This window comes from Capnocytophaga sputigena (assembly GCF_002302495.1).
GTDB classification, from domain to species: domain Bacteria; phylum Bacteroidota; class Bacteroidia; order Flavobacteriales; family Flavobacteriaceae; genus Capnocytophaga; species Capnocytophaga sputigena.
On record NZ_CP022379.1, the window covers coordinates 492,516 to 516,434 of the forward strand.

Consider the following 23,919-nt stretch of genomic DNA (forward strand, 5'->3'; position numbering starts at 1 on the left):
TTATGCGGTTTTAGTAACTGTTTTTAAACGTTTTTTACGACGAGATACATTAGCTTGTACTACAAAGTGGTCGATAGTAGGAGCTAGTACGTTCATCAATAGGATAGCGAGCATTACCCCTTCAGGATAAGCAGGGTTGAAGCAACGGATAGCAATAGCAATGAAACCTGCTAAGAACCCGTAGATATACTTACCTGTATTGGTTTGTGCTGCGGTTACTGGGTCGGTAGCCATAAATACAGCTCCAAATGCTAAACCTCCAATGAGCAAGTGTTGATAAGCTGGTATACTCCAAATAGCGTGGAATGAAGTGCCTACCATATTTGGCGATAAAGCATTGAAAATTAATCCCATTACCCAAGCTCCTACAAACATACTCACCATTACACGCCAAGAAGCGATTTTGGTATAGATGAGGAATAAACCTGCTAAGAGGATAAGAATTGTAGAAGTTTCACCTACTGAACCTGGAATAAACCCGAAAAGGAGGTCAGAATCGGTGTAGTGAATTGAGTGCCCTTGTGCCAAGTTACCTAAGATAGTTTCTCCTGAAACCGCATCTAAATTTGCTCCTGCTGCGATTTCTTTTGAACGACCTAATACGCCTGTTACCCATACTTTATCTCCTGTCATTGAAGTAGGATAAGCAAAGAATAAGAAGGCACGAATGGTAAGCGCAGGGTTTAAGATATTCATACCTGTACCCCCAAATACCTCTTTACCAATGATTACTCCAAAGGCTACTGCTACTGCAAGCATCCAAAGTGGAATATCTACTGGAACGATAAGAGGCACTAACATACCAGTTACTAAATATCCTTCTTCTACTTCGTGACCGCGGATGGTAGCAAAGATAAACTCTATGCCCAAACCTACCACATACGAAACTACTACTAAAGGAAGTACTTTTATAAAACCAATACAGAAGTTTGTCCAGCTCCAAAAATCACCACTACAGAAAGCTAAGCCTTCCGCAGGATGCGTTAAGTGACCAAAAGCCACTTCGTGCTGGTAACCTGTATTGAAAATACCAAAAATCAAACAAGGAATGAGTGCTAAAACCACCATATTCATTGTTCGTTTTAGGTCGTCGGCAGCCTTAATATGGGTACCTCCGTGAGTTACCTCATTAGGCGTATAGAGGAAAGTGTGGAGCGCATTGAAAGTTGTCTCCATTTTGGTTCCTTTATACTTTTCTTTTAATGTATTTAATTTACTTTTTAAACTCATTTTCTTAATGAATAAGTTAATTATTTCTTTTTATTGATTTGCGAATTAGTTTTAAAGCCCAATCATAATGACTTGATGTTGCCGAAACTAAGTAAGAGCCAAGTGAGGTTGTACCCGTCCAATGATACTTCTTTTTGGTAAAAAGCTCTTCATCTGAGTGTTTCTGTATAAGTTGAAACACTTTATTATGAGAAGCTTCAAAAAGAGGGAGTATCTCAGCAAGTGATACTTTTTGACATTGTTCCCATATTTCTCGGTTGAGTTTAGGAGTATCAGAAAAAGTATAACCCTCTTTAGGTATTTTAGGTTTCTCACCTCGCATTCCTACCTCATACCAATTTAGGAATAATAAATGCCAATGATATAAGTGTCCTATAACATCGCGAATATTTCTATTCATTGTACCTTCTGGAAAGGAATCTTCTTGCTGCTTCTCAGGTAGTGTTTCTATCAAAGAAAGTAACTTTTGGTAATTTTCTTTAGCTAAAAACTCTAAATCTTGTTTCGTTGCTGGTCTTGCCATTACACATAAGACTTTTCTCTTTTTAAATCTGTGATGAGCAATGGATTGTCTTCTCTCATTTTATTAATGAGCTCCTCTACTCTATCAGTAGTAGGATCTTCATAGAGCCAATCCAATTCTTTTTGTGTAATCCCTACCATTTGTAAGAAAGCTACTTCGCCATTAGGGGTTTCAATAGTGCCCAACTGAGGGTCAGGGGCAAAGGCTATCCCTACTAACTTGGTGTCGCATTCCAAACGTATAGGTCCGTTAGCTGGAATAAAGTGATAGGCTTCAAACCATTTTTTACTTTCGAATACATAACGCGCTAAATTCTGCATTACATTCATAGCCCAAGAAGGTTCGTTTTTAGCTCCTTCCCCATCTTTATCCTCTTCAAAAGGTACAATGCGGAAAGTAAACTCAAAGCCCCAACCACTAAATTCATTTTCAGCACTTTCAGGAGAATAATACAACTCACTCATTCCGTAAGAAACTATATGACGATGGAAAGTTTGCTCGTGGTTGTCGTAGATACTGATACCATCAAGCGGGTCTTCACCTCCCAACATATATTTTAGAATAGGACCATAATGGCGGGGCTCTTGCTCAGGATAAACCTTCAATAAAGCCTCATCTATAACCTCCCACCCTACTGGGTCTGTCTCTTCAAATTGCGCTTTGTATTGTTCTTCTGTATATCTCATCGTTAAAAAGTTAAAATTCTTATTTATAAACTATTAGCCTAATTCTGCCATCATTAAATCAAGTCCATCTCTGATGATTTGTTGATGTGGCTGTTTAGAGACACATACAAATTCAGTAAGAGCAAAATCTTCAGGTGCTACTTCATAAGCTCCTAAGTTTTCCAATTCGTCTAAATCCTTATACAAGCAGGCTTTGAGCAGTTGCATAGGGTAAATATCTAACGGGAAAACTTCTTCATACATACCTGTTACCACAAAAGCGCGGTGTTCACCATTGGTATTAGTGTTCAAGTTGTATTTTTTCTTAGGATTTAACCAAGAGAAGGTAAGCGAACGTGTAAGTGAAATTTTGTTGGCTATAGGCTTTGCCCAACCGAACAAATCATAATCATTTCCTTCGGGAATAGCTGTAATTTGATCGTCGTAAAAACCTAAAAATCCTGTTTCACTCACTTGTGTACCAGTAAGCACATCACCACTGATCACACGAGTATTAGCAGCATCTTTCACTTGGCTACCTACAACACCACTGATTTGAGCACCAGCGAGTACTGTAACATAGTGAGGTTTTTCGATGCAAGCACCTGTAAGGGCAACTGTACGTGTAAGGTTTAATTTACCGGTGAGGAAGAGTTCACCTATCACCACCAAATCTTGAGGAGTTACTACCCATACCACTTCACCTTTGTTAATAGGGCTAATCTGTGCGATTTGAGTGCTGACGTTCCCAGCAGGGTGAGGTCCAGACACATTATGCACCACGATGTCCTTAAGGTTGCGGAAAGGTGACAACGAACTGTCTTTAAATACAGACACGTGTACTTTACCTGTGGTGAGTTTAGACAAGGCAGTAAGAGCTGTTTGCAGCGCTTGTTCTTTGCCTTTCAGCACATAGTCGTAATCGGGAGCGAGCGGATTGGTTTTGCAAGCCGACACGAAAATAGCTTTAGGCTTTCCGTCGGGATTGGCAATCACGTCGTAAGGGCGTTGTTTGATAAAAGGCCAGCAACCTGAAGAAAGGAGGTGAGCCTTAATGTCTTCGCCCTGCATCTCGTTTACATTTTTCTTTCCATAGTCTTTGAAGGTTTGTTCTTGGGCTGGTGCAATGTGTATTTCCAACACTTTGCGACGCTCACCACGTACAATCTCCTTGATAGTACCACTTACTGGAGAAGGGAACAAAACACGCTCATCACTCTTTGAAAAGAACAGTGCTTCACCTGCTTTCACTTCATTACCCTCACGCAATAAAAGCTTAGGAATAACACCGTGAAAATCACTGGGTTTAATGCCATACAAAGCAGCAAGAGGAAGCTGTTGTGTAGTTTTATCAGCTTCGCCTTCTAAATGTATGTCCAACCCTTTTCGAATGCGGATGTCGTTTGACATATCTAAATAATATTAGTTAGTTTTATTAAATTGGCGACAAATATACGAATAATTCTTTACAAAAAAATAAAGTCTATTTTTTTAAAGCTAAAAAAGAATCATTCTACATTAGACATATCTTCTGAAAATCTTGAGACTTTCATAAGGAATTGTGTAAAATGATTCTTTTTATTTATCAAAGAAAGTTATTATTCTTTAAAGAAGGAATCTACAAACTCGTATTTATTAAAGATTTGCAAATCGTCTATTCCCTCCCCTACTCCTATATATTTCACAGGAATTTGAAACTGATCGGAAATACCTATTACAACACCGCCTTTAGCCGTGCCATCAAGCTTAGTTACTGCCAAAGAGGTAACCTCCGTAGCCTTCGTAAATTCCTTAGCCTGTTCAAAAGCATTTTGTCCTGTAGAGCCATCGAGCACTAAGAGCACTTCGTGAGGAGCATCTGGCAATACTTTTTGCATCACTCGCTTGATTTTTGAAAGCTCGTTCATCAAGTTGATTTTGTTATGTAAACGCCCTGCCGTATCTATAATCACCACATCGGCATTTTGTTTTACGGCAGAGCTCAGCGTATCGTAAGCTACTGAAGCAGGGTCGCTCCCTAATTGCTGCTTGATCATCGGTACCCCTGTACGGTCAGCCCATACTTGCAATTGGTCGATTGCAGCAGCACGGAAAGTATCAGCAGCGCCTAATACTACTTTCAAACCTTTTTTAGTGAACTGACTTGCGAGCTTACCTATAGTAGTGGTTTTACCAGCACCATTCACGCCTACAACCATCATCACATAAGGTTTTTTGTCGGCTGGGAGAATAAAATCAGTTGCTTCACCGGTATGTGTTTCGGAAAGGAGACCTGCTATTTCTTCACGGAGAATGGTATTAAGTTCAGAAGTCCCTAAATACTTATCTTTAGCCACACGTGCCTCAATACGGTCGATAATTTTAAGTGTAGTATTCACACCTACATCACTGGCAATGAGGACTTCTTCGAGGTCATCAAGCACCTCATCATCTACTTTAGATTTTCCCATAACCGCTTTTCCTAAACGGTCGAAGAAGCTATTTTTAGATTTTTCTAAGCCTTTATCTAAGGTTTCTTTCTTTTCTTTAGAAAAGATATTTTTTAGAAATTGGAATGCCATAACTTATTGTATATATTTAGATATGAGTGCAAAGGTAATAAAAAAGTTTATATATGCAAAAAAGCCGTCTCACGACAGCTTTTTTTAGATATGATAAAAATAGAGAAAATTTAATTATTTCTTCTTCAAAAATTCATCAACAAGTTCAGGAGCCATTACGCTTTCTACGAAAGTGTAAGCACCTGTTTTAGGTGATTTCACCATTTTGATAGCTTTAGTAAGCTTTTTAGATTTACCTTGTAGGGTTGCTACTGTTTTCTTTGCCATAACGTTTTAATTATTTAATTTCTTTATGAACAGTTACTTTTTTAAGGATAGGGTTGAACTTTTTAAGCTCTAATCTATCGGGTGTATTTTTTTTGTTTTTGGTAGTGATGTAACGTGAAGTTCCTGGAAGACCAGATTCTTTATGCTCTGTGCACTCCAAAATAACCTGAATTCTATTTCCTTTTTTAGCCATTTTAGTATTGTTTTAAAATTTAGTTAATATATCCGTTACGTTCTACTTCTTGTAGCACTGCATAGATACCTTTTTTATCAATAGTTTTAATTGCAGCTGCTGAAACCTTGAGGGTAATCCAACGATTCTCTTCAGGGATGAAGAAACGTTTTGTACGGAGGTTTACATTAAATTTACGTTTAGTTTTGTTCATTGCGTGCGACACGTTGTTGCCCACCAATGCTTTTTTGCCTGTTAAGTCACAAACTCTTGCCATTTTTTCTCTATTTATTAATGTGTTATTTATATTCAGGGCGCAAAGGTATAACTATTTTTTGAAATAGCAAAACTTTTTTGAATAAAAAGGAGATAGTAGTTAGGAGACAGGAGATAGCAGTCTGTAAATTAAATAGTTATATAGATTAAAAATCTTTTACATATTGCACGGTTTTAATTTAGATTACGCATTTGTATAAAAAAACCTCCATTCCCCCGAAGGAAAACAATCCTTTGTAATGTAAAAACAATTGAAAGTCGCCCACGAATCACACGAATTTGCACGAAAAAGAAGTTTTGAGAGGGTGATTTGCAAACATTTTTGGGCGTATACGATACGTTCCTACAGAGCATACTTCAAAGTTCAAGACTTTACGAAAGTGTAGTGATGTAAAAGTATATAATTTTGATAGACTAAAAAAATACCCCCCATCTAATAATTTCTATCAAATGGGGGTGTTATTATTGTTTTTATTATTTAACTTCTTCGAAGTCTACATCTTGGACATCGGGACCATTGTTGCCACCTTGTTGTCCGCCGAATGGATTTGCATCACCAAAAGGATTGGTTGCATTAGGATTTGGTCCTTGTGCTGCACCTCCTTGTTGTGCTTTGTAGATATCTTCAGAGGCTTGTTGCCAAGCAGTGTTGATTTTGCTGAGAGCTGCTTCTACTGCTGGGAGCTCTTTGCTTTCGAAAGCTGTTTTGAGTTCACCAAGTGCTGTTTCAATAGCTCCTCTCTTATCAGCTGGGATTTTGTCACCAAACTCTTTCAATTGTTTTTCGGTTTGGAAAATCATCGCATCAGCTTCGTTGAGTTTTTCAGCTTTTTCTCTCGCTTGTTTATCAGCTTCAGCATTGGCTTCAGCTTCGCGTTTCATCTTTTCAATTTCTTCTTTAGAAAGACCTGAAGAGGCTTCTATACGGATATTGTGAGATTTACCTGTACCTTTATCGGTTGCTGATACGTTGATGATACCATTGGCATCGATATCAAAAGTTACCTCAATTTGTGGTACACCACGTGGTGCAGGTGGAATATTATCTAAGTGGAAACGACCGATGGTATTATTATCGTGTGCCATTGGGCGCTCTCCTTGCAATACGTGAATTTCTACACTTGGCTGATTGTCGGTAGCAGTGGAGAACACTTGTGATTTCTTGGTAGGAATAGTAGTGTTTGCATCGATGAGTTTGGTCATCACACCACCCATAGTTTCGATACCTAAAGAAAGTGGGGTAACGTCCAAGAGCAATACATCTTTCACATCACCGGTGAGTACACCTCCTTGAATAGCTGCTCCAATGGCTACTACCTCATCAGGGTTCACACTCTTATTAGGTTTCTTACCAAAGAATTTCTCAACAGCATCTTGTACAGCAGGGATACGTGTAGAACCACCTACTAAGATTACTTCGTTGATATCACTTACAGTGAGACCCGCATTTTCCAACGCTTTTTTACAAGGCTCAATAGTACGTTTTACGAGGTCATCAATGAGTTGTTCGAATTTAGCGCGAGAGAGTTTACGTACCAAGTGTTTAGGTCCTGAGGCTGTAGCTGTGATATAAGGCAAGTTGATTTCAGTTTCAGTAGTTGAAGAAAGTTCAATCTTAGCTTTTTCAGCAGCTTCTTTAAGACGTTGCAATGCCATAGGATCTTTACGAAGGTCGATTTGTTCTTCTTTTTGAAACTCTTCAGCCAACCAATTGATGATTTTTTCATCTACGTCATCACCACCTAAGTGAGTATCACCATCGGTAGCTAATACTTCGAATACACCATCGCCGAGTTCCAAGATAGACACGTCGTGTGTACCACCACCAAAGTCGAATACAACAATTTTGTGATCGCTATGGTCTTTATCCAAACCGTAAGCCAAAGCAGCAGCTGTAGGCTCATTAATGATACGTTCTACTTTCAAACCTGCGATTTCTCCAGCTTCTTTAGTAGCTTGACGTTGAGCGTCGTTAAAGTAAGCTGGTACAGTGATTACTGCACTTGTTACTGGTTGTCCTAAGAAATCTTCGGCAGTTTTCTTCATTTTTTGAAGAATCATAGCTGAAATTTCTTGTGGGGTATACAAACGTCCGTCTATATCCACACGAGGGGTATCGTTGTCGCCACGTACTACTTTATAAGGTACACGAGCGATTTCTTTTTCTAATTCTGAAAATTTGTTACCCATAAAACGTTTGATAGAATATATCGTGTTTTTAGGGTTGGTAACAGCCTGACGTTTAGCAGCGTCACCTACTTTTATTTCACCGCCTTCGGTAAAAGCTACCACTGAAGGAGTTGTGCGTTTACCTTCGGCATTGGTAATTACCACTGGGTCATTACCTTCCATTACAGAAACACAAGAGTTTGTGGTTCCTAAGTCAATACCTATAATCTTACTCATATTAATTAATTATCGTTTTTTAAGTTCAACATTTATTTATATTTTCATCAGTTATTAGTCAATGATTGTGCCAAAGGACTAAAAACTGACAAATTGTCAGAGTTAAAGATTGGAGATAGGTTTTAGGAGTTAGCCATTGCTACTAATGACTGACAACTAACTCCTAAATTTCCTAATTCCTTGTTAATTATTCTCTGATTTTTGATTTCTAAATACCAATTGGTTATCAAAAGCATCTAATAAGATGACTGCATCACGTTGTACCGTACCGCTCAATATTTCTTTGGAGAGTTTATTGAGCACTTCTTTTTGGATTGTACGTTTTACAGGACGTGCTCCGAACTGAGGGTCAAATCCTTTTTGTGCTAAGTAATCAATAGCCTCATCGGTAGCATCGAGCAAAATGCCTTCTTTAGCAACCATACGGAATAACGATTGCAATTGCAACTTCACAATGCTACGAATATTCTTAGCATTGAGTGGTGTAAACATTATAATATCGTCTATACGGTTTAAAAATTCCGGACGTACAGTTTCTTTGAGGAGCTGTAAGACTTCATCACGAGACTCATCGATAGCACGCTCAGTATCATTAGGATATTTTTCAAAAGTTTCCTGAATGATTTGACTACCCATATTAGAAGTCATAATGATGATTGTATTCTTAAAGTCGGCAGTACGACCTTTGTTGTCAGTAAGACGACCTTCATCAAGCACTTGCAACAAGATGTTGAAAGTATCGGGGTGAGCTTTTTCAATTTCATCTAAAAGGATTACAGAATACGGACGGCGACGCACAGCTTCAGTAAGCTGACCACCTTCGTCATAACCCACATATCCTGGAGGCGCACCTACCAATCGGCTCACAGCGTGTTTTTCTTGGTATTCACTCATATCTATACGCGTCATTGCATTTTCATCGTCGAATAGATACTCGGCTAAGGCTTTAGCAAGTTCCGTTTTACCTACCCCTGTAGTTCCTAAGAAAAGGAAAGAGCCTATAGGACGACGTGGGTCTTGCAAACCTGCACGGCTACGGCGTATGGCATCGGAAACTGCCTCGATAGCTTCTTCTTGACCTACTACACGGCGGTGCAATTCCTTCTCTAAGTTCAAGAGTTTTTCGCGTTCACCTTGTAACATCTTAGCTACGGGTATACCTGTCCATTTTGCTACAACTTCGGCAATATCCTCAGCTGTCACTTCTTCTTTTACAAGAGCATTTTCGTGAGATTTGCTATCTAAATTCTTTTGTAATTCCGCTAACTTATCTTCTGCTTCTTTGATTTTACCATAGCGCAATTCGGCTACTTTACCATAGTCGCCTTCGCGTTCAGCTCTATCGGCTTCTAAACGGTATTTCTCAATAGCTTCTTTGGTTGCTTGTACCTCGTCTATCACACTTTTTTCGCTCTGCCATTTAGCATTCACTGCGTTGCGTTCTTCTTTAAGGTTTGCTAAATCTACATAAAGCATTTTTAGCTTTTCCTCGTCTTTTTCGCGTTTGATAGCCTCAATTTCTATTTCGAGTTGCATTATCTTACGGTCAAGCACATCCAACTCTTCAGGTTTAGAATTGATTTCCATACGGAGTTTTGCAGCTGCCTCATCCATCAAGTCAATAGCTTTATCAGGCAAAAAACGATTGGTGATATAGCGTTCAGAAAGTTCGACTGCCGCGATAATCGCCTCATCTTTAATACGCACTTTATGGTGAGTTTCGTATTTTTCTTTGATACCACGAAGGATAGAAATTGCACTCTCAGTATCTGGTTCATCTACCATTACCTTTTGGAAACGACGTTCAAGAGCCTTATCTTTCTCAAAATATTTTTGGTACTCATCGAGGGTTGTCGCTCCAATAGCACGAAGTTCACCACGCGCTAAAGCAGGTTTTAGAATATTGGCAGCGTCCATCGCACCTTCTCCCCCACCCGCACCTACAAGGGTGTGGATTTCGTCTATAAATAGAATGATATTACCATCGGAAGAGGTCACCTCTTTCACTACCGATTTGAGTCGTTCTTCAAACTCACCTTTATACTTCGCACCAGCGATAAGAGCACCCATATCCAAAGAGTAAATCACCTTATCTTTTAAGTTTTCAGGTACGTCGCCTTTTACAATACGGTGAGCTAAGCCTTCAGCGATAGCAGTTTTACCTACCCCTGGTTCACCTACCAACATAGGGTTGTTTTTGGTACGACGAGAAAGGATTTGTAACACACGGCGTATTTCCTCATCACGACCAATCACAGGATCAAGTTTGCCACTATCGGCTAACTGATTGAGGTTTTTGGCGTATTTGTTGAGTGAATTATAAGTATCTTCGGCTGATGCTGAAGTTACACGTTCACCTTTACGCAATTCTTGAATAGCCTTCTCCAACTCTTTTTCACTCACGCCTTGGTTTTTGAGTGCTTGAGCTATTTTACTGTTTGATTTGAAGATAGCCAATATAAGGTGTTCCAAAGACACATATTCGTCATTCCATTTTTTTGCGATATTTACAGCCTCGTTGAGCATAGTGCTTGCATCACGTGAGATCCCCATATCGCCACCGCTTACTTTTGCAAAACCTTGTAAGGCTGCATCCAACTGTTTATTTAGCTGCTCGCGGTTGATATTCAATTTTTTGAATAGGAAAGGCAATACGTTCTCATCTACTTGCTCAATAGCTTTGAAGAAGTGTTCGTTTTGCAATTCCTGATGCCCATATTGTTGGGCAATTTGTTGAGCGGTTTGTACCGCTTCTTGTGCTTTGATAGTAAAATTATTAAAGTTCATATATCTTTCAATTAACAATTTGGGTTAAACATTTTCAACAAGAGAAAGACAAGAGTTATGCCAAATAGTTTTAACTGACAAAATGACAGCTACAAAAAACTTTCTGTCGGGATAACTTCTTTATATTTTAAACAAAAATTAAATTAAACAACTTATTATCAGTATTTTCAAACTTATTTTCAAAACTGACAATATGTCAGTAATTTTAATTATAGAAAAGTATTACTTCAGTCTGCTATTGCTTTCCATCGTTGTATTACCCTTGTGTAGCAACCTATAAACACCAAAGTTAAACAGAAGGATATACAAAAAATTTTGTTAGAAAACCCATCGCGCGACCTATCTAATAACATATTCTCCATAATACTATCAACTACATAGTACATTACCATAAACGAAAAAAGAAGCACTGTATTTACCACAACGCCTATAAACTTCTTTGGTATGTGAATTTCCTTACTCACAGAAATATATACAAGTGTTGCATAAACCAATAAAAACAACAATTTATTACCTATAAAAGATAATATAATTGAAAGAACCCCTATAAAAACAATAGTAAACAGCAGAATTTGTACATTGGTAATACGCACACAGTATACAAGTGTTGCTATAGCAAAAGTAATAATCAAAAGGAAATTCAATAGGTATATCACATCAGAAGTATTGCTAAAAGGGTACTTTCCTAAGCCTTTTACAATCGCATAGGACAGAACAAAGGATACTGAGGCGAAAACGATAAGAAAATAAAGTATCCATTGCAAGAAAAGTTTTTCTTCAGAGAAAGGATAGAAATGCTTGAAAGCGTTGTTTCTACTGAGATACAGCAACCAAACTACTAACAACAATATAGAGATAACAAGATGTAACAATAATGGCATCCCTATAAAATCTGCCATTATAGCATTAAAAGCATAGTAATTAAAGTTTTCATTTTTTGCTGCCCAACCTAATAAGATAAAGAAGATATGTCCACCGCTCGCAAGAGCTAACATTGGGAGCAAGCGAGTATTCCACACAAGTGGGTAACGTTCTAAAAGATATTTGTTCATAGTAGATTTTTCGATTTAACAATTTGTCAATTTGCTGATTTTACGCGACAAAGATATAAAATAATTTGTCAATCCAGAATTATTTTGTAGTTTTGTACTCACAATATCATTTCTATGAGTACTATATATAAACTATTCGTTGCTATCTCGCTACTTTTTAGCTTTTTACCCGCTTTTTCTCAAGAGGAAAGCATCCGCCACGACGATCTCATAGGCTCGTGGACGATTGAATCTCAAAGTTTAGACAACTTAGAGATTACCCTCAACGATTGTGAAAAGCAGAGTACTTTTATATTCACTAAAAACGAAATTATTGAAAATTACTACAAAAAATACAATGGTAATTGTGTAATTCTCAACAGTAATAAAGATTTCTATACCGTAGAGGGCAATCACATTATCCGCAAAGAAGAAAGTGATTTAAACAACACTTTCCTGATAAAAGGTAAAATTCTCACTCTTTCGTTTACGGGAAAAGATGAAGACAACGAGGAACACATAGCTGTAATTGTATGTAAAAGGGCTAAACCTATCGAATATATTAAATGATGAAAAAAACACTCTTCTTACTTTGCTTGCTACCTTTTTCAACAGTAGCTCAGAAACTTTGGACGCTCAACGATTGCATAGCGTATGCCAAAGAGCACAACCTTTCTATTAAACAATCGGAAATAGACTTGAAATCCACTGATATAGAAGTATGGCAAACAAAAGCTAACTTTTTGCCCTCTATCAACAGTGAAGCAGCTTATAATTGGAATACAGGAAAGAATATCAATCCTGTGAGCAATCAGTTTGAAAACACTACTTTTGAATCGGCTTCAGGAGGTATCAGTATGTCAATGCCTCTGTTCTCAGGCTTACAAAATTGGCGTAAATTACAACAAGCAAAATGTAAACAATTGGCAACTCAATACCAATTGGATATGAAGAAAGATGAGATTATCTTAATGATTATCAACGCTTACACTGAAGTATTGAGCAACAAAGAAAAGATCAAAATTCAAAAAGCACAATTAGAAATATCAAAAGAAAGCGTTGCACGTACGCGTGAACTCATCAATGCGGGGTCATTACCCAAAGGTGATATTTATGATAGTGAAGCTCAACTATTTTCGCTTGAGCAGAAAATTATAGAAACAGAAAGCGCTCTTTTCATCGGAAAAATGGGATTAGCTCAACTGCTTTTACTGAAGAATTACAAAGATTTTGAGGTAGCTGATAACACATTTGAAGTTCCCGTAGCCGATATACTAAACAAAACTCCTGAAGAAATTTACCAAAGTGCTAAAGAGATAATGGGTGAAGTGAAATTAGCAACTGCCAATGTGAAATTAGCTGAAAGTAGTTTGCGCTTAAGTCAGTCTGCTTTTTGGCCTCGCCTTTCTGCGCAATGGGGTTATAGTTCGCGATGGAGTAAGAACCAAGTAATGGATTTCTGGAAACAGCTTGATACTAACAAAGGTATGTACGCTGGTTTATCGCTCAATATTCCTATTTTTAATCATTTTTCTGTACTTAGTAATGTTAAAACTCAAAAATTAGCCTTACAGAAAATGCAATTAGCAAAGGAACAAACTGAATTGAGTACTGAAAAAAATATCTATCAAGCCTACAACGATGCTGCTAATGCCAAAAAACTATACGAAGCAAGTGAAAAAACAGCTCAAGCTAAAGAACAATCTTTTAGTTATGCACGAGAACGACACAATGTAGGCTTAATGAATACTTTTGACTTCAATCAATCTAAATACGAATATGAAAATGCTCAAAATGATGTGATAAAAGCTAAATATCAGTACATTTTTAAACTAAAAGTACTCGAATATTACTTTAGTCACTAATTAGGCATCAGTCTAACGTAACGTATATAGCCTTTACCCTCAACTTTAGTGTTAAGGTTTTCTTTTTTGAGTTCTATTTCAGCGTCTTTAGCATAGTAATAGTCATCTTCTACTGCTGTTTCAAAGCGTATTTTATACCCTTTGTCAAACTTATTCTCATCAAGGGTGAGCACCTTTACAGCGCGTTCTCCCCCACTGATGGTCGCTCCTGTAATCCCATCAATTGTTTGGCGTTTGCCATAAAATTTCCACCATTCAGTAAGATCATCATACCATTCGGGGTCATCACCTAATACTTGCAATGTTTGCTCATATTTTCCTTGTGGATTGATGAGTGAAGCTACTATATAAGCCCCCTCCCCTTTGTAGTTAGTAAGCTGGATAAGGCATTTGTATTTTTTAGCAGTAGCTTGCTGAGCGACAAATGAAACTGTAAGCAAGGCAACTACCACAGCTACAGTAAGTAAGAGTTTCTTTTTCATCTTCTTTCTTTTATTTTAAAAATTCTACATTCATTCCTTTTAAGGCTTCATTTTCTTGAGCCAATTCGTAAACTGTTTCACCCAAATCGGTAGTGAGATTTTTATCAGCTCCTTTGCTGAGCAAGAAGTTTACCACATCTAAATTTTTAGCGGTCATCACAGCCATTTGTAGAGGGGTAAGACCATTGCTATTTTTTTGATTGATATTGATAGGATAGAGTGAAAGTTTTTCTAAAATTTTTATATCACCGCGTTTCACAGCGTAGTGATAAAGTGTATTTTCTTCCTTGTCTACTACTTGAACATCGGCATTTTTTAAGAGTAAAAAATCTATTACCTCAAGGGTATTGTTCTCTACTGCAAAGGTCAAAGCCGATAATCCTTGTTTATTTTGTGTGTTGATATCTTTGGTCTTGGCGAGTAAAGCTGTTATTACAGATATATTATTGCTGATTGCTGATTTCATCAATGGGTTATTTCCTTCTTTATCAAGCTGATTGGCATCATTTCCTTTTTCTAAGAAATAATTAATCACTTTTTCATCTTTGTTCTTTTCAGCTAACACAAAAAGAGGAGAAAGTCCATCTTTATTCTTTTGATTAAGTGAAAGCCCCAATTGTTCTAAATATAGGAAAGTATCAAGTTTGTTATAATTTCTTTTAGCACCACGAGCGGCACCAAAAATAGCACTCTCACCTTTGTTATTCAGGTTTTTAACATTAATTTTCTTTTTCATCAGAGCCTCAATTATAGGGCGATTACCCGTTGTTGCTGCGTAGTAAATAGCGTTATTACCTTTGTTATCGGTAGCAGTAAGTTTGAGTCCTTTTTTTACAAAATAATCAGCTTCTTTAAGGTCTTTGAGGTGAGGGAGTAACAGCAAAAGGGCATTTGCACCATCGGCATTAGTATCTTTTAAGTTAGCGCCGTGTTTCAGTAACAATTCATAAATTGCGTTATTGCTTCTCCCTCCTACAGCGGCGAATAACAAAGGGGTAAGTTGATGTGATTCAGTAATATTCACCTTAGCTCCTTTCTTGAGAAGGTATTCCATCACGGGCACATTGTCCTGATAGGCAGCCCAAAAGAGGTAAGTGCGTTTGTCGTGAGTCAGTTTATCTACTCCATTACCCTCTAAATCAATAAGATAAGCAATAGTTTCATAGGGTGCTCCATTTAAGATCGCCAAAGTTGTTGCATCAAAAGCACGGCTATTAAAAGCGGTAGCACTATTACCTTGATTGATAGCCTGTTCCACTTGAGCCACTGAAGGTTTTTGTTTCCAATATTCATTAGTGAGGAAAACATTTTCTTGTGCGTGGATCTTCCCTATTAGAAGTATTGCAATAACAAATAAAAGTCTTTTCATAAAAGATGCTTATTTAGAATGATTCGGCGCAAAGATAGTAAATAATTGTGAACTACAAATAATCTGCTCTAAAATTACTATAGAATAAAAAAACATACCATTTGATTATCAAATATTTACAAAGAAAACGTTATATTTCACACAAAAAAGTTCGATATGCATTTTGTTTTATAATATTTTTTTCTTACTTTTGTGGCGTTGAATATAATCTATAGAAATTATGTCAGAAGAAATCACAAACAGACCTACTCCTATCAACAGAGAAGTTGTGTGGGACAAGACAAAGACTATTATCAGTACAACTGATAAGTATGGTACTATTACTGACGTAAACCAAACGTTCATAGACATTTGTGGCTATTCAGCAGATGAATTGCTTGGGAAACCTCACAATATTATCCGCCACCCCGATATGCCAAAAATTATATTTAAGGTTACTTGGGATAATATTTTAGCAGGTAGAAACTTTCACGGCATCATCAAAAACTTAGCAAAATCTGGCGAATACTATTGGGTAATCACCGATTTTGAGGTGGGTAGAAATATTATGGGTGAAGTAGTAACTATTATGGCACGCCGTCGTGCAGTGCCTCAGTATGTGATTACGGATCATATAGAACCTTTATACCAAACACTCCTTAAACTTGAAAAGATAGGAGGCATGGAACTTAGCAATCGTTATTTGAAAGGATTCTTAGAAAAACAGGGCAAATCGTACATCGAATACATAATGGATATTTTAGATGAAAATCGACGCACTGAAGGTGTTTCTCATCAAGATATCGTGTTTGAACCTGTATCTAATACTCATCACACTGAAGGTAACTTTGGTGACTATGAAATTTCCGATGAAATTTTCAGTGAAGAACATCCTGAAGAAGAAAGTATGATGCAACGCAAAAGTTTCTTCGCAAGATTGTTCTCTACAAATTAATTGTAACTCCTAAAACTGTATAAAAAAAGAGTGTATCTATTACAAAAATAGATACACTCTTTTTTGTGAGTATTTTTTAGCATTATGCTTCTTTTTTCTCTACTTCTTTTTTATTGTCTCTCAATCTAATAGAAAGTTCCATAGAGATAGCCGAACGCTCGAATTTTATTTTACCTGCAAGGGTTTCAATCACACAAGTATCGTCGGTAAGTTCTACAATGCGACCGTGCATACCACCTTTGGTAATTACTTTATCGCCTTTCTTCATTGATTGTATGAAGTTTTTTTCTTGTTTTTGTCGCTTTGCTTGTGGACGAATCATTAGAAAATACATTACCACAATCATCAATGCGATAATCAAAAAATTGTTGCTCATCAAATTTTGCATATATACTTAATTTTAGTTTTTTTTTATTTTATTACTTACAAAAGTCCTCGTCCAATCTTTTTAATAAGTTCTTTTTCACTGAGTTCCTTGTGTACTACATTCAGTACCCCATTGATGAACAAACTACTTTTAGCAGTAGAATACTCTTTAGCAAGCTCTAAGTACTCGTTGATAGTTACTTTCACAGGAATACTTGGGAAGTGCAAAAACTCACAAATAGCCATTTTCAAAAGAATAAGGTCTAACACTGCCACGCGTTCCTTGTCCCAATTGGTGAGTTTATCTTCTACAAAACTCTTGAGTTTAGCATCGTTAAGAGCTGTTTTCTTTAGCAAATCTACTAAAAACTCTTTTTCTTCACTGTTGTTGTAGAGAGGAGGAGTAAAATACTTTTCGGGAGGATTCGGGCGTAAACTTTTAAATTCTCTTACTATAAAGGTGTTTACAATAGGAAAATCATCCATCCACGTAAGGTTATAGTCCTCTATATATTCATAAAGTCCTTCATCAGGAGCTATGAATTCTTCAAAAATTTCAATTAAAAATTTTTTATCAGCTTCAAAACTTGCTTTTTGCTTACTATAGGCTTGGTAAATATCGCTTTCCACAATACGTTTATAGAGCGTTCTCACATATTCTTCTTGGATATTCCAAAAGTTTATATGAGCATCGACTATAGTTTTTTGTAACGCCTCGTTAGTAGCAATCAGTGAAAGCAGTTCGTTGTCTTTGATTTTTTGGTGCAACAGTTTGTCAGCAGGAGTTGCTAAGTATTTTTTTTGTGCTACTTCATACTGATTTACTGCCAAAGAATGAAGCTCTGTAAGAAGTGCCATTAACAAAAGATAGAGATTTTCCATCTCATTAGCACTATTTTGCAAGAATTTCAATTCTTTGTCTAAATCCTGACTTTGGCTTTGCTGCATTGCATAGACTGATTGCATCACTTTAGCCCTAATATGTCGTCGTGTAAGCATAATTTATAAGAACCTTATTTACTTTATTTTTGAGGGTGCAAAAGTAGGAAAAAAAGCTGCAATGAGCAAAGAAAATAGGGAAAAAAGTGTTTGAAATGTTAATTTTTTACTAAAACTGCATTTTTTTTTGTTTTATGTTTGCCATAAACAAATATATTACTACCTTTGTACCAAGTTAACTATATTATACAATTTATAATATGAACAAAACAGAATTAATCGATGCAATTGCTGCAGAAGCTGGCTTAACAAAAGCTGATGCTAAAAAAGCAGTAGAAGCGTTCTTTTCAAACGTTGAAAAGAGCCTTAAACAAGGTAAAAAGGTAGCTATCGTAGGCTTCGGATCTTGGTCAGTAACTAAGAAAGAGGCGAGAGATGCAAGAAATCCTCGTACTGGTGCAGTTATCAAAGTTCCTGCTAAGAAAGTAGTAAAATTCAAAGCTGGGACTGAACTTTCTGAATCAGTAAACAAAAAGTAATTGCACTAAAAAGTCCCTTTCTTAATAAGAAAGGGACTTTTTTTATCTAGTAATTTTCTAATCTGTTAATTGTTATGACAAACCTAATGAACGAACAAGAGTTTACTCAGCTATATATCGATGCTTTGAGAGAGACTTTCCCCGATATTACTATAAATAGCACAGCGGCATTGGAGGTAAGCACAACAACCCCTGATGACCAGCGAGAAGTAAAACATTTTTTGGATAATTGTTTTAATGAATATTTAAGCAACCCAAATGATTTAAATGATATTTTAGACAAATATCTCGCTCCATTGATTAGAATATACAAGTCTGAGGAAGCAACCACAATCACTGATTGCATTTTTCCTACAATCAAAGATACAATCTATATAAAGAAATTGAAGAGTATAGTGCCAGAAGCTGAAGAGTTACCAATGGTATATGAGAAGTATAACGATGAGTTGTATGTGTTTTACGGGGTAGATGATGGGGATAGTATAGGCTCTTTGTCTACTTCGGACTTTGAGGAGTTAGGGATGAGTATTGAAGCACTACGAGAGTTGGCTCTCAACAATTTAGCTAACACCTTAGAAATAGAAGCACAAGCTGATGAACATCTCATTTTTCTAATAGCAGATGGCAATTATGAAGCAAGCCTTATTCTTCTAACGGATATATGGACAAAAGAGAATTTTCCAGTAGAAGGAGAGATTGTAATAGGAGTTCCTGCACGCGATGTATTGGTAGTTTGTGGCAGTGAAGATACAGAAGGTTTGGCAAAACTAGAATCGGTTATCAGTGATATATATAGTGGAGGGGATCATATTATCAGTGATAAGAAATTCGTTTTTAGAAACGGGAAGTTTGAAGTATTTTCATAATTTATAACTAACATTACCAATGAAAAAGAAGAAAATAGTAGTCCTTACAGGGGCTGGTATCAGTGCTGAAAGCGGCGTGAAAACCTTTCGCGATGCCGATGGCTTGTGGGAAGGACACGACATAGAACAAGTGGCAACCCCTTATGGTTTTAAGAAAGACCCTGAATTAGTGTTGAACTTCTACAACGGTTTGCGCAAACAGCTAAAAGATGTGCAACCTAATCCTGCTCACCTATTGCTCGCCGAGCTTGAAAAAGACTATAATGTGATAGTTATCACGCAAAATGTAGACGATTTGCACGAACGTGCAGGCAGCACCAATATTATCCACTTGCACGGTGAACTCTTAAAAATGCGTGGGGTAGACGATCCTTACACGCTTTATGACTGTACCAAAGATATCAAAGTGGATGACCTAAGCCCCAGTGGAGCTCAATTGCGACCTCATATCGTGTGGTTTGGCGAGGATGTACCAATGATTGTAAAGGCTGCCGAAGAAGTTGAAATTGCTGATATAGTACTTATTGTAGGGACTTCACTGCAAGTGTATCCTGCTGCTGGACTGATGAATTGTGCTGAAGAAGGCACTCCTATATATTATGTAGACCCGCGCCCAAGTATCAGCAGTAAAGATAATATTACTGTAATTAAAGACGTTGCCTCTAAGGGGGTAGCTAAAGCTATTGAACTAATAAAAGAATTAAAATGAGTAACTTCCCAAAATTTATTTTAGGTGACAACACCGATATGCCTAACGCTATGTTTGTAGTGCATTTAGAGTATCCACGCTTCGTATTGAATTTAGATAACGACGAAGTTGAATGGCTTGAAGAGTTTGACGAAGAGGACACTAAAGAATTAGAAGCTGAAAGTGAGAACCTTATAGAAGAAGCTATCGCTTTCTATGAACGTGAAATTACCCGTATAGAAGAAAATGACTATTAAGCAACTCATCCAGCAAATCAAAGCTAAACAATCACTACTATGTGTGGGTTTAGATACTGATATGACTAAAATTCCTCCTCATTTGCTTGAGGAGGAAGATCCTATTTTTGCATTCAACAAGGCAATTATAGAAGCTACCCACCGCTTTACAGTAGCCTATAAACCTAATACAGCTTTCTATGAAGCACATGGTGAAATGGGGTGGCGCGCCTTAAAAAAAACAATTGACTATCTCAACCGCCACCACCCCGAGATATATACCATTGCCGATGCTAAACGCGGAGATATAGGCAACACCTCAAGTATGTATGCCAAAGCCTTTTTTGAGGATATGCAATTCGATAGTGTGACTGTTGCCCCCTATATGGGCAGAGATTCAGTAGAACCTTTTTTAGCTTTTGAAAACAAACACACCATCCTCTTAGCACTGACATCTAATGAAGGGGCTTTTGATTTCCAAACTCAGAAACTCAGTGATGAGGAATTGTACAAAAAAGTATTACGCACCTCACTCACTTGGCAAAACAGCCAAAACCTAATGTATGTAGTAGGTGCAACCAAAGCTGAATTCTTAAAAGAAATACGCCAAATTATCCCTGAACACTTTCTATTAGTCCCTGGAGTTGGCGCACAAGGAGGTAGCTTAGAAGAAGTTTGTCACTATGGACTGAATGAACATTACGGACTGCTCATCAACTCTTCACGTGGTATTATCTATGCTTCTAAAGGTGAAGACTTTGCTAAAATAGCAGGAGAAAAATCCGAGGAATTGCAAGGAGAAATGAGGTCTTTGGTCTTAGGGGTTAGGAGATAGAAAAGGAAGACAAAATTAGTAAAACGAGAATTTAAACTCAACTATGGTGACGAACCTATTTTTTAAACTAAATCGTATGATCACATTTTTAAACAAAAGCAACATTACCCCAACCATTGAAAAAGATGCCGCTCGCTTGTTCTCATTGTTGAGCAGGCGTTACCAGCAACCCTTATCAAACCTTTTTAATGATGAAGCTCAAGCTCCTTATGTAGTAGGTTATATAGAAGATGGTCGCCTACACGGAATGGCTTCTATGGCTATCTACAGAGTGATTTCAGGCTACAAAGGTTGGATAGAAGATGTAGTGGTAGATGAATTTGCACGTGGCAAAAAAATAGGCACACAACTCATTCAGCAGCTGATAACTAAAGGAAAAGAATTGGGCTTAGGCGAAATATTGCTCTTTACTTCACCTACCAATGAAGCTGCCATTAAACTTTATGAAAACGAGGGCTTTAAACGCAAAGGTGCAGAAGTATATGTGAATGCTCTCAAACAAATGTATCCCCCTGAATCTTGATATATTGTGATTTCTTTGTATTTTTGCGCCCTTTAAAAGAAAACTCAAAATACTATGGAATTAGTTCACAAGAATCTTGTATTGCCTAACAATGGCAAAAAATTATTGTTACACACTTGTTGTGCGCCTTGTTCAGGCTCAATTATACTATCTATTCAAGCATCGGGGATAGACTTTACTATATTTTTTTACAACCCTAATATCCACCCTAAAAAAGAATACGAAATCCGTAAAGACGAAAATATTCGTTTTGCCGAAAAATATGGTGTACCTATTGTAGATGCTGAATATGACACCGATAACTGGTACGCTCGTGCCAAAGGTATGGAATTTGAACCCGAACGCGGTAGCCGCTGTGCAATGTGTTTTGATATGCGTATGGAACGCACCGCTTTGTATGCTCACGAAAATGGCTTTGATACCATTGCTACTTCTTTAGGTATCTCACGCTGGAAAGACCTCAACCAAGTGAATGAAGCAGGCAAAAACGCTGCTAACAAGTATGAAGGTCTTACTTACTGGGACTACAATTGGCGCAAAAACGGAGGCTCTGCCTGCAATATGGAAATCTGTAAAAGTGAAAAGTTCTACCAGCAAGAGTATTGTGGCTGTGCTTTCTCATTGCGCGATGCCAACAAATGGCGCGTTGCCAATGGTAGAGAGAAAATACGCATAGGCGAGAAGTTCTATGGAACTGAAAAATGAATCGTGAAAAGTGAATAGTATGATAACTCCAGAAGAATTTTCAGAAGGTCGTATCTTGCTTATTGATAAACCCCTACAATGGTCGTCGTTTCAAGCGGTGAACAAAATCAAATGGGCAATTCTCAAGCATTACAAACTCAAGAAAATAAAAATAGGGCACGCGGGCACATTAGACCCGCTTGCTTCTGGTTTATTGGTGATTTGTACCGGTAAATTTACAAAAAAAATCACTGAAATACAAGATGCTGTAAAAACCTATACGGGTACTATCACCTTGGGAGCTACTACCCCTTCCTACGATATGGAAACCGAAATAGATGCTCGCTACCCTACTGACCATATCACTCCTGAACTGATAGAACAAGTTCGAAAACAGTTTATGGGCGAGCTTGTGCAAACCCCACCTGTATTTTCGGCTATCAAAAAAGATGGCAAACGCCTCTACGAATTTGCTCGCGATGGCAAAGAAATAGAAGTACCTCAGCGCACTATTTACATTCACAATTTCACTATTGATGCAAGTCAGTTTCCTGAACTGCATTTTGAGGTGGTATGCAGTAAGGGTACTTATATACGTTCTTTAGCAAACGATTTCGGTAAAGCCTTAGGATCTGGAGGCTATCTATCTGCTTTGCGACGCACCAAAATAGGTGATTTTTCAGTAAGTGATGCCATAAGTCCTGAGGAGTTTGTAAGTGCTCATATTCCTGACCTTAGGAAACACCCCCTTCCTCCTATTATCCTTACTACTGTGGTAGGTGAACCACAAGAAAAGAAAGTTCTCAACGATCGTTTTGCCGATCACAATAAAACCATCAACAGTCAGTTTGAACGTGAAGATACACCTCCCCCTCACCCTATTGGTGAGCTAAATATGGAAGTTATATTTCCAAGAAGAAAAGCCCAAAAAACTTCCGGATTACAGTATGAAATACGTTCTTTTATGAGAATGTTTACTAATACCGATAAGGCAATTACTCTCACTTTGCTCATACTCTTTTGTACGGTACTCACTCTTACAATAATACAATTACACGGGAAAAAGAAAGAAATAATGATTGAAATGGCTCTTACCCCCAAGGATTTACCTCAAGAGCCTCCACAACCTGAAGAAACTGAACAAAATACTGATGTTCCTACTAACAATGCCAAACTCACTACTAATGCCTACAACCAAACTGATGCTTCCTTACAACACACTGATGATTTCAAAACTTTAGACGAAATTATGGCTGAACGAGCTGCCGAGGAGATGGCAGCTGCCAAAGAAGAATTAGTAGCCAACCAAAAAATGGCAGGCGACCTCATTATCACCGATCACAGTTTGCAAAGCACAACTAATACTCCTAAAATAAGTGACAAAGTAAATAAAAACACTTTAGTAAAATACGCCTTAGCTGGTAGAGTAGGAAATATACCAAATCCTGTGTTTACTTGTGAGCGCAATGGAAAAGTGGTGGTAAGTATCACTGTGGACGAAGCAGGACGTGTGACTAAAACAGCTATTGATAGAGCTAATTCCACAACTACCGATGATTGTCTATTAGAAAACTCATTACTCTACGCTCAAAAAGCTAAATTCAATGCGGTGAGTGGCAAAAAAGAACAAACAGGTACTATTACTTATATTTTCCAGAGCAAAAGATAACATTTT

26 protein-coding genes are annotated in these 23,919 nt (G+C 37.5%); 11 read left to right on the forward strand and 15 right to left on the reverse strand.

Annotation, left to right across the window (positions count from 1 at the left end; all coding sequences use genetic code 11):
• The 11 genes from CGC57_RS02390 to CGC57_RS02440 form a co-directional block, all read right to left on the reverse strand.
• Complete coding sequence (locus tag CGC57_RS02390; protein ID WP_095897813.1) at positions 1–1,230, reverse strand: NADH:ubiquinone reductase (Na(+)-transporting) subunit B; 1,230 nt, start codon at positions 1,228–1,230, stop codon at positions 1–3.
• Positions 1,231–1,246: 16 nt separating this feature from the next.
• Positions 1,247–1,753, reverse strand: a complete 507-nt coding sequence (locus CGC57_RS02395; protein WP_095897814.1) for a ClbS/DfsB family four-helix bundle protein — start codon at positions 1,751–1,753, stop codon at positions 1,247–1,249.
• Positions 1,753–2,439 carry a suppressor of fused domain protein gene (locus tag CGC57_RS02400; protein ID WP_095897815.1) on the reverse strand — a complete coding sequence of 229 codons (687 nt, stop codon included), beginning with the start codon at positions 2,437–2,439 and terminating at the stop codon, positions 1,753–1,755. The genes CGC57_RS02395 and CGC57_RS02400 overlap by 1 nt, the downstream gene beginning before the upstream one ends.
• 33 nt (positions 2,440–2,472) lie before the next feature.
• On the reverse strand, positions 2,473–3,828 hold the full coding sequence (locus CGC57_RS02405) for a Na(+)-translocating NADH-quinone reductase subunit A (protein ID WP_095897816.1): 1,356 nt from the start codon (positions 3,826–3,828) through the stop codon (positions 2,473–2,475).
• A 188-nt stretch (positions 3,829–4,016) separates the two neighbouring features.
• Positions 4,017–4,979, reverse strand: coding sequence for a signal recognition particle-docking protein FtsY (gene ftsY, locus CGC57_RS02410; protein ID WP_095897817.1), 963 nt, complete (start codon positions 4,977–4,979; stop codon positions 4,017–4,019).
• A gap of 114 nt (positions 4,980–5,093) precedes the next feature.
• On the reverse strand, positions 5,094–5,246 hold the full coding sequence (locus CGC57_RS02415) for a DUF4295 domain-containing protein (protein ID WP_002680984.1): 153 nt from the start codon (positions 5,244–5,246) through the stop codon (positions 5,094–5,096).
• A 10-nt stretch (positions 5,247–5,256) separates the two neighbouring features.
• Positions 5,257–5,439 (reverse strand): 50S ribosomal protein L33, encoded by a 183-nt coding sequence (gene rpmG, locus CGC57_RS02420; RefSeq protein ID WP_002672545.1) that lies wholly within the window; start codon positions 5,437–5,439, stop codon positions 5,257–5,259.
• Positions 5,440–5,458: 19 nt separating this feature from the next.
• Positions 5,459–5,695, reverse strand: a complete 237-nt coding sequence (gene rpmB, locus CGC57_RS02425) for a 50S ribosomal protein L28 (RefSeq protein WP_002680811.1) — start codon at positions 5,693–5,695, stop codon at positions 5,459–5,461.
• Positions 5,696–6,168: 473 nt separating this feature from the next.
• Positions 6,169–8,100, reverse strand: coding sequence for a molecular chaperone DnaK (gene dnaK / locus CGC57_RS02430; protein WP_095897818.1), 1,932 nt, complete (start codon positions 8,098–8,100; stop codon positions 6,169–6,171).
• 183 nt (positions 8,101–8,283) lie between these two features.
• Positions 8,284–10,887 (reverse strand): ATP-dependent chaperone ClpB, encoded by a 2,604-nt coding sequence (gene clpB / locus CGC57_RS02435; protein WP_095897819.1) that lies wholly within the window; start codon positions 10,885–10,887, stop codon positions 8,284–8,286.
• A 227-nt stretch (positions 10,888–11,114) separates the two neighbouring features.
• Positions 11,115–11,939, reverse strand: a complete 825-nt coding sequence (locus CGC57_RS02440; protein ID WP_095897820.1) for a hypothetical protein — start codon at positions 11,937–11,939, stop codon at positions 11,115–11,117.
• A 114-nt stretch (positions 11,940–12,053) separates the two neighbouring features.
• Between CGC57_RS02440 and CGC57_RS02445 the strand changes: the two genes are divergently transcribed.
• Together CGC57_RS02445 and CGC57_RS02450 are read left to right on the forward strand one after the other, a co-directional pair.
• Positions 12,054–12,488 carry a lipocalin-like domain-containing protein gene (locus CGC57_RS02445; protein WP_095897821.1) on the forward strand — a complete coding sequence of 145 codons (435 nt, stop codon included), beginning with the start codon at positions 12,054–12,056 and terminating at the stop codon, positions 12,486–12,488.
• The gene (locus tag CGC57_RS02450; RefSeq protein WP_095897822.1) at positions 12,485–13,783 is read left to right on the forward strand and encodes a TolC family protein; all 1,299 of its coding nucleotides are present in this window, start codon (positions 12,485–12,487) and stop codon (positions 13,781–13,783) included. Before CGC57_RS02445 ends, CGC57_RS02450 begins: the two co-directional genes overlap by 4 nt.
• Here the strand turns inward: CGC57_RS02450 and CGC57_RS02455 are convergent.
• Together CGC57_RS02455 and CGC57_RS02460 are read right to left on the reverse strand one after the other, a co-directional pair.
• Positions 13,780–14,265 carry a DUF2271 domain-containing protein gene (locus tag CGC57_RS02455; RefSeq protein WP_009413876.1) on the reverse strand — a complete coding sequence of 162 codons (486 nt, stop codon included), beginning with the start codon at positions 14,263–14,265 and terminating at the stop codon, positions 13,780–13,782. The two genes, CGC57_RS02450 and CGC57_RS02455, sit on opposite strands and share 4 nt — an antisense overlap.
• Positions 14,266–14,275: 10 nt before the next feature.
• A complete protein-coding gene (locus tag CGC57_RS02460) occupies positions 14,276–15,634 on the reverse strand; it encodes an ankyrin repeat domain-containing protein (RefSeq protein ID WP_095897823.1) in 1,359 nt (452 codons plus the stop codon).
• Between the two features lie 220 nt (positions 15,635–15,854).
• On the opposite strand from CGC57_RS02460, the gene CGC57_RS02465 reads away from it, so the two are divergent.
• Complete coding sequence (locus CGC57_RS02465) at positions 15,855–16,568, forward strand: PAS domain-containing protein (RefSeq protein ID WP_095897824.1); 714 nt, start codon at positions 15,855–15,857, stop codon at positions 16,566–16,568.
• 82 nt (positions 16,569–16,650) lie between these two features.
• Here the strand turns inward: CGC57_RS02465 and yajC are convergent, their stop codons facing one another.
• On the reverse strand, positions 16,651–16,956 hold the full coding sequence (yajC, locus tag CGC57_RS02470) for a preprotein translocase subunit YajC (RefSeq protein ID WP_002680820.1): 306 nt from the start codon (positions 16,954–16,956) through the stop codon (positions 16,651–16,653).
• A 35-nt stretch (positions 16,957–16,991) separates the two neighbouring features.
• Complete coding sequence (gene nusB / locus CGC57_RS02475; RefSeq protein ID WP_095897825.1) at positions 16,992–17,933, reverse strand: transcription antitermination factor NusB; 942 nt, start codon at positions 17,931–17,933, stop codon at positions 16,992–16,994.
• Positions 17,934–18,133: 200 nt separating this feature from the next.
• On the opposite strand from nusB, the gene CGC57_RS02480 reads away from it, so the two are divergent.
• The 8 genes from CGC57_RS02480 to truB all read left to right on the forward strand — a co-directional run bounded on the left by CGC57_RS02480 (position 18,134) and on the right by truB (position 23,913).
• Positions 18,134–18,412, forward strand: a complete 279-nt coding sequence (locus CGC57_RS02480) for an HU family DNA-binding protein (protein ID WP_002680877.1) — start codon at positions 18,134–18,136, stop codon at positions 18,410–18,412.
• A gap of 74 nt (positions 18,413–18,486) precedes the next feature.
• Entirely contained in the window at positions 18,487–19,278 is a 792-nt protein-coding gene (locus CGC57_RS02485; RefSeq protein ID WP_095897826.1) for a DUF1444 family protein, read from the forward strand.
• 19 nt (positions 19,279–19,297) lie between these two features.
• Positions 19,298–19,987, forward strand: coding sequence for an SIR2 family NAD-dependent protein deacylase (locus CGC57_RS02490; protein WP_095897827.1), 690 nt, complete (start codon positions 19,298–19,300; stop codon positions 19,985–19,987).
• Positions 19,984–20,223: a DUF8828 family protein gene (locus tag CGC57_RS02495; protein WP_002680954.1), complete on the forward strand. Its 240-nt coding sequence runs from the start codon at positions 19,984–19,986 to the stop codon at positions 20,221–20,223. Before CGC57_RS02490 ends, CGC57_RS02495 begins: the two co-directional genes overlap by 4 nt.
• Complete coding sequence (pyrF, locus tag CGC57_RS02500; RefSeq protein WP_095897828.1) at positions 20,213–21,037, forward strand: orotidine-5'-phosphate decarboxylase; 825 nt, start codon at positions 20,213–20,215, stop codon at positions 21,035–21,037. Before CGC57_RS02495 ends, pyrF begins: the two co-directional genes overlap by 11 nt.
• A gap of 76 nt (positions 21,038–21,113) precedes the next feature.
• Entirely contained in the window at positions 21,114–21,560 is a 447-nt protein-coding gene (locus CGC57_RS02505; RefSeq protein WP_002680907.1) for a GNAT family N-acetyltransferase, read from the forward strand.
• A 54-nt stretch (positions 21,561–21,614) separates the two neighbouring features.
• Positions 21,615–22,265: an epoxyqueuosine reductase QueH gene (locus CGC57_RS02510; RefSeq protein ID WP_002680856.1), complete on the forward strand. Its 651-nt coding sequence runs from the start codon at positions 21,615–21,617 to the stop codon at positions 22,263–22,265.
• 19 nt (positions 22,266–22,284) lie between these two features.
• On the forward strand, positions 22,285–23,913 hold the full coding sequence (gene truB, locus CGC57_RS02515; RefSeq protein ID WP_095897829.1) for a tRNA pseudouridine(55) synthase TruB: 1,629 nt from the start codon (positions 22,285–22,287) through the stop codon (positions 23,911–23,913).
• Positions 23,914–23,919: the final 6 nt, after the last annotated feature.

Excerpts from the sequence above, each read along its gene's own strand:
- CGC57_RS02390 (WP_095897813.1), bottom strand. The coding sequence starts at position 1,230 with ATGAGTTTAAAAAGTAAATTAAATACATTAAAAGAAAAGTATAAAGGA.
- CGC57_RS02395 (WP_095897814.1), bottom strand. The coding sequence starts at position 1,753 with ATGGCAAGACCAGCAACGAAACAAGATTTAGAGTTTTTAGCTAAAGAA.
- CGC57_RS02400 (WP_095897815.1), bottom strand. The coding sequence starts at position 2,439 with ATGAGATATACAGAAGAACAATACAAAGCGCAATTTGAAGAGACAGAC.
- CGC57_RS02405 (WP_095897816.1), bottom strand. The coding sequence starts at position 3,828 with ATGTCAAACGACATCCGCATTCGAAAAGGGTTGGACATACATTTAGAA.
- ftsY (WP_095897817.1), bottom strand. The coding sequence starts at position 4,979 with ATGGCATTCCAATTTCTAAAAAATATCTTTTCTAAAGAAAAGAAAGAA.
- CGC57_RS02415 (WP_002680984.1), bottom strand. The coding sequence starts at position 5,246 with ATGGCAAAGAAAACAGTAGCAACCCTACAAGGTAAATCTAAAAAGCTT.
- rpmG (WP_002672545.1), bottom strand. The coding sequence starts at position 5,439 with ATGGCTAAAAAAGGAAATAGAATTCAGGTTATTTTGGAGTGCACAGAG.
- rpmB (WP_002680811.1), bottom strand. The coding sequence starts at position 5,695 with ATGGCAAGAGTTTGTGACTTAACAGGCAAAAAAGCATTGGTGGGCAAC.
- dnaK (WP_095897818.1), bottom strand. The coding sequence starts at position 8,100 with ATGAGTAAGATTATAGGTATTGACTTAGGAACCACAAACTCTTGTGTT.
- clpB (WP_095897819.1), bottom strand. The coding sequence starts at position 10,887 with ATGAACTTTAATAATTTTACTATCAAAGCACAAGAAGCGGTACAAACC.
- CGC57_RS02440 (WP_095897820.1), bottom strand. The coding sequence starts at position 11,939 with ATGAACAAATATCTTTTAGAACGTTACCCACTTGTGTGGAATACTCGC.
- CGC57_RS02445 (WP_095897821.1), top strand. The coding sequence starts at position 12,054 with ATGAGTACTATATATAAACTATTCGTTGCTATCTCGCTACTTTTTAGC.
- CGC57_RS02450 (WP_095897822.1), top strand. The coding sequence starts at position 12,485 with ATGATGAAAAAAACACTCTTCTTACTTTGCTTGCTACCTTTTTCAACA.
- CGC57_RS02455 (WP_009413876.1), bottom strand. The coding sequence starts at position 14,265 with ATGAAAAAGAAACTCTTACTTACTGTAGCTGTGGTAGTTGCCTTGCTT.
- CGC57_RS02460 (WP_095897823.1), bottom strand. The coding sequence starts at position 15,634 with ATGAAAAGACTTTTATTTGTTATTGCAATACTTCTAATAGGGAAGATC.
- CGC57_RS02465 (WP_095897824.1), top strand. The coding sequence starts at position 15,855 with ATGTCAGAAGAAATCACAAACAGACCTACTCCTATCAACAGAGAAGTT.
- yajC (WP_002680820.1), bottom strand. The coding sequence starts at position 16,956 with ATGCAAAATTTGATGAGCAACAATTTTTTGATTATCGCATTGATGATT.
- nusB (WP_095897825.1), bottom strand. The coding sequence starts at position 17,933 with ATGCTTACACGACGACATATTAGGGCTAAAGTGATGCAATCAGTCTAT.
- CGC57_RS02480 (WP_002680877.1), top strand. The coding sequence starts at position 18,134 with ATGAACAAAACAGAATTAATCGATGCAATTGCTGCAGAAGCTGGCTTA.
- CGC57_RS02485 (WP_095897826.1), top strand. The coding sequence starts at position 18,487 with ATGACAAACCTAATGAACGAACAAGAGTTTACTCAGCTATATATCGAT.
- CGC57_RS02490 (WP_095897827.1), top strand. The coding sequence starts at position 19,298 with ATGAAAAAGAAGAAAATAGTAGTCCTTACAGGGGCTGGTATCAGTGCT.
- CGC57_RS02495 (WP_002680954.1), top strand. The coding sequence starts at position 19,984 with ATGAGTAACTTCCCAAAATTTATTTTAGGTGACAACACCGATATGCCT.
- pyrF (WP_095897828.1), top strand. The coding sequence starts at position 20,213 with ATGACTATTAAGCAACTCATCCAGCAAATCAAAGCTAAACAATCACTA.
- CGC57_RS02505 (WP_002680907.1), top strand. The coding sequence starts at position 21,114 with ATGATCACATTTTTAAACAAAAGCAACATTACCCCAACCATTGAAAAA.
- CGC57_RS02510 (WP_002680856.1), top strand. The coding sequence starts at position 21,615 with ATGGAATTAGTTCACAAGAATCTTGTATTGCCTAACAATGGCAAAAAA.
- truB (WP_095897829.1), top strand. The coding sequence starts at position 22,285 with ATGATAACTCCAGAAGAATTTTCAGAAGGTCGTATCTTGCTTATTGAT.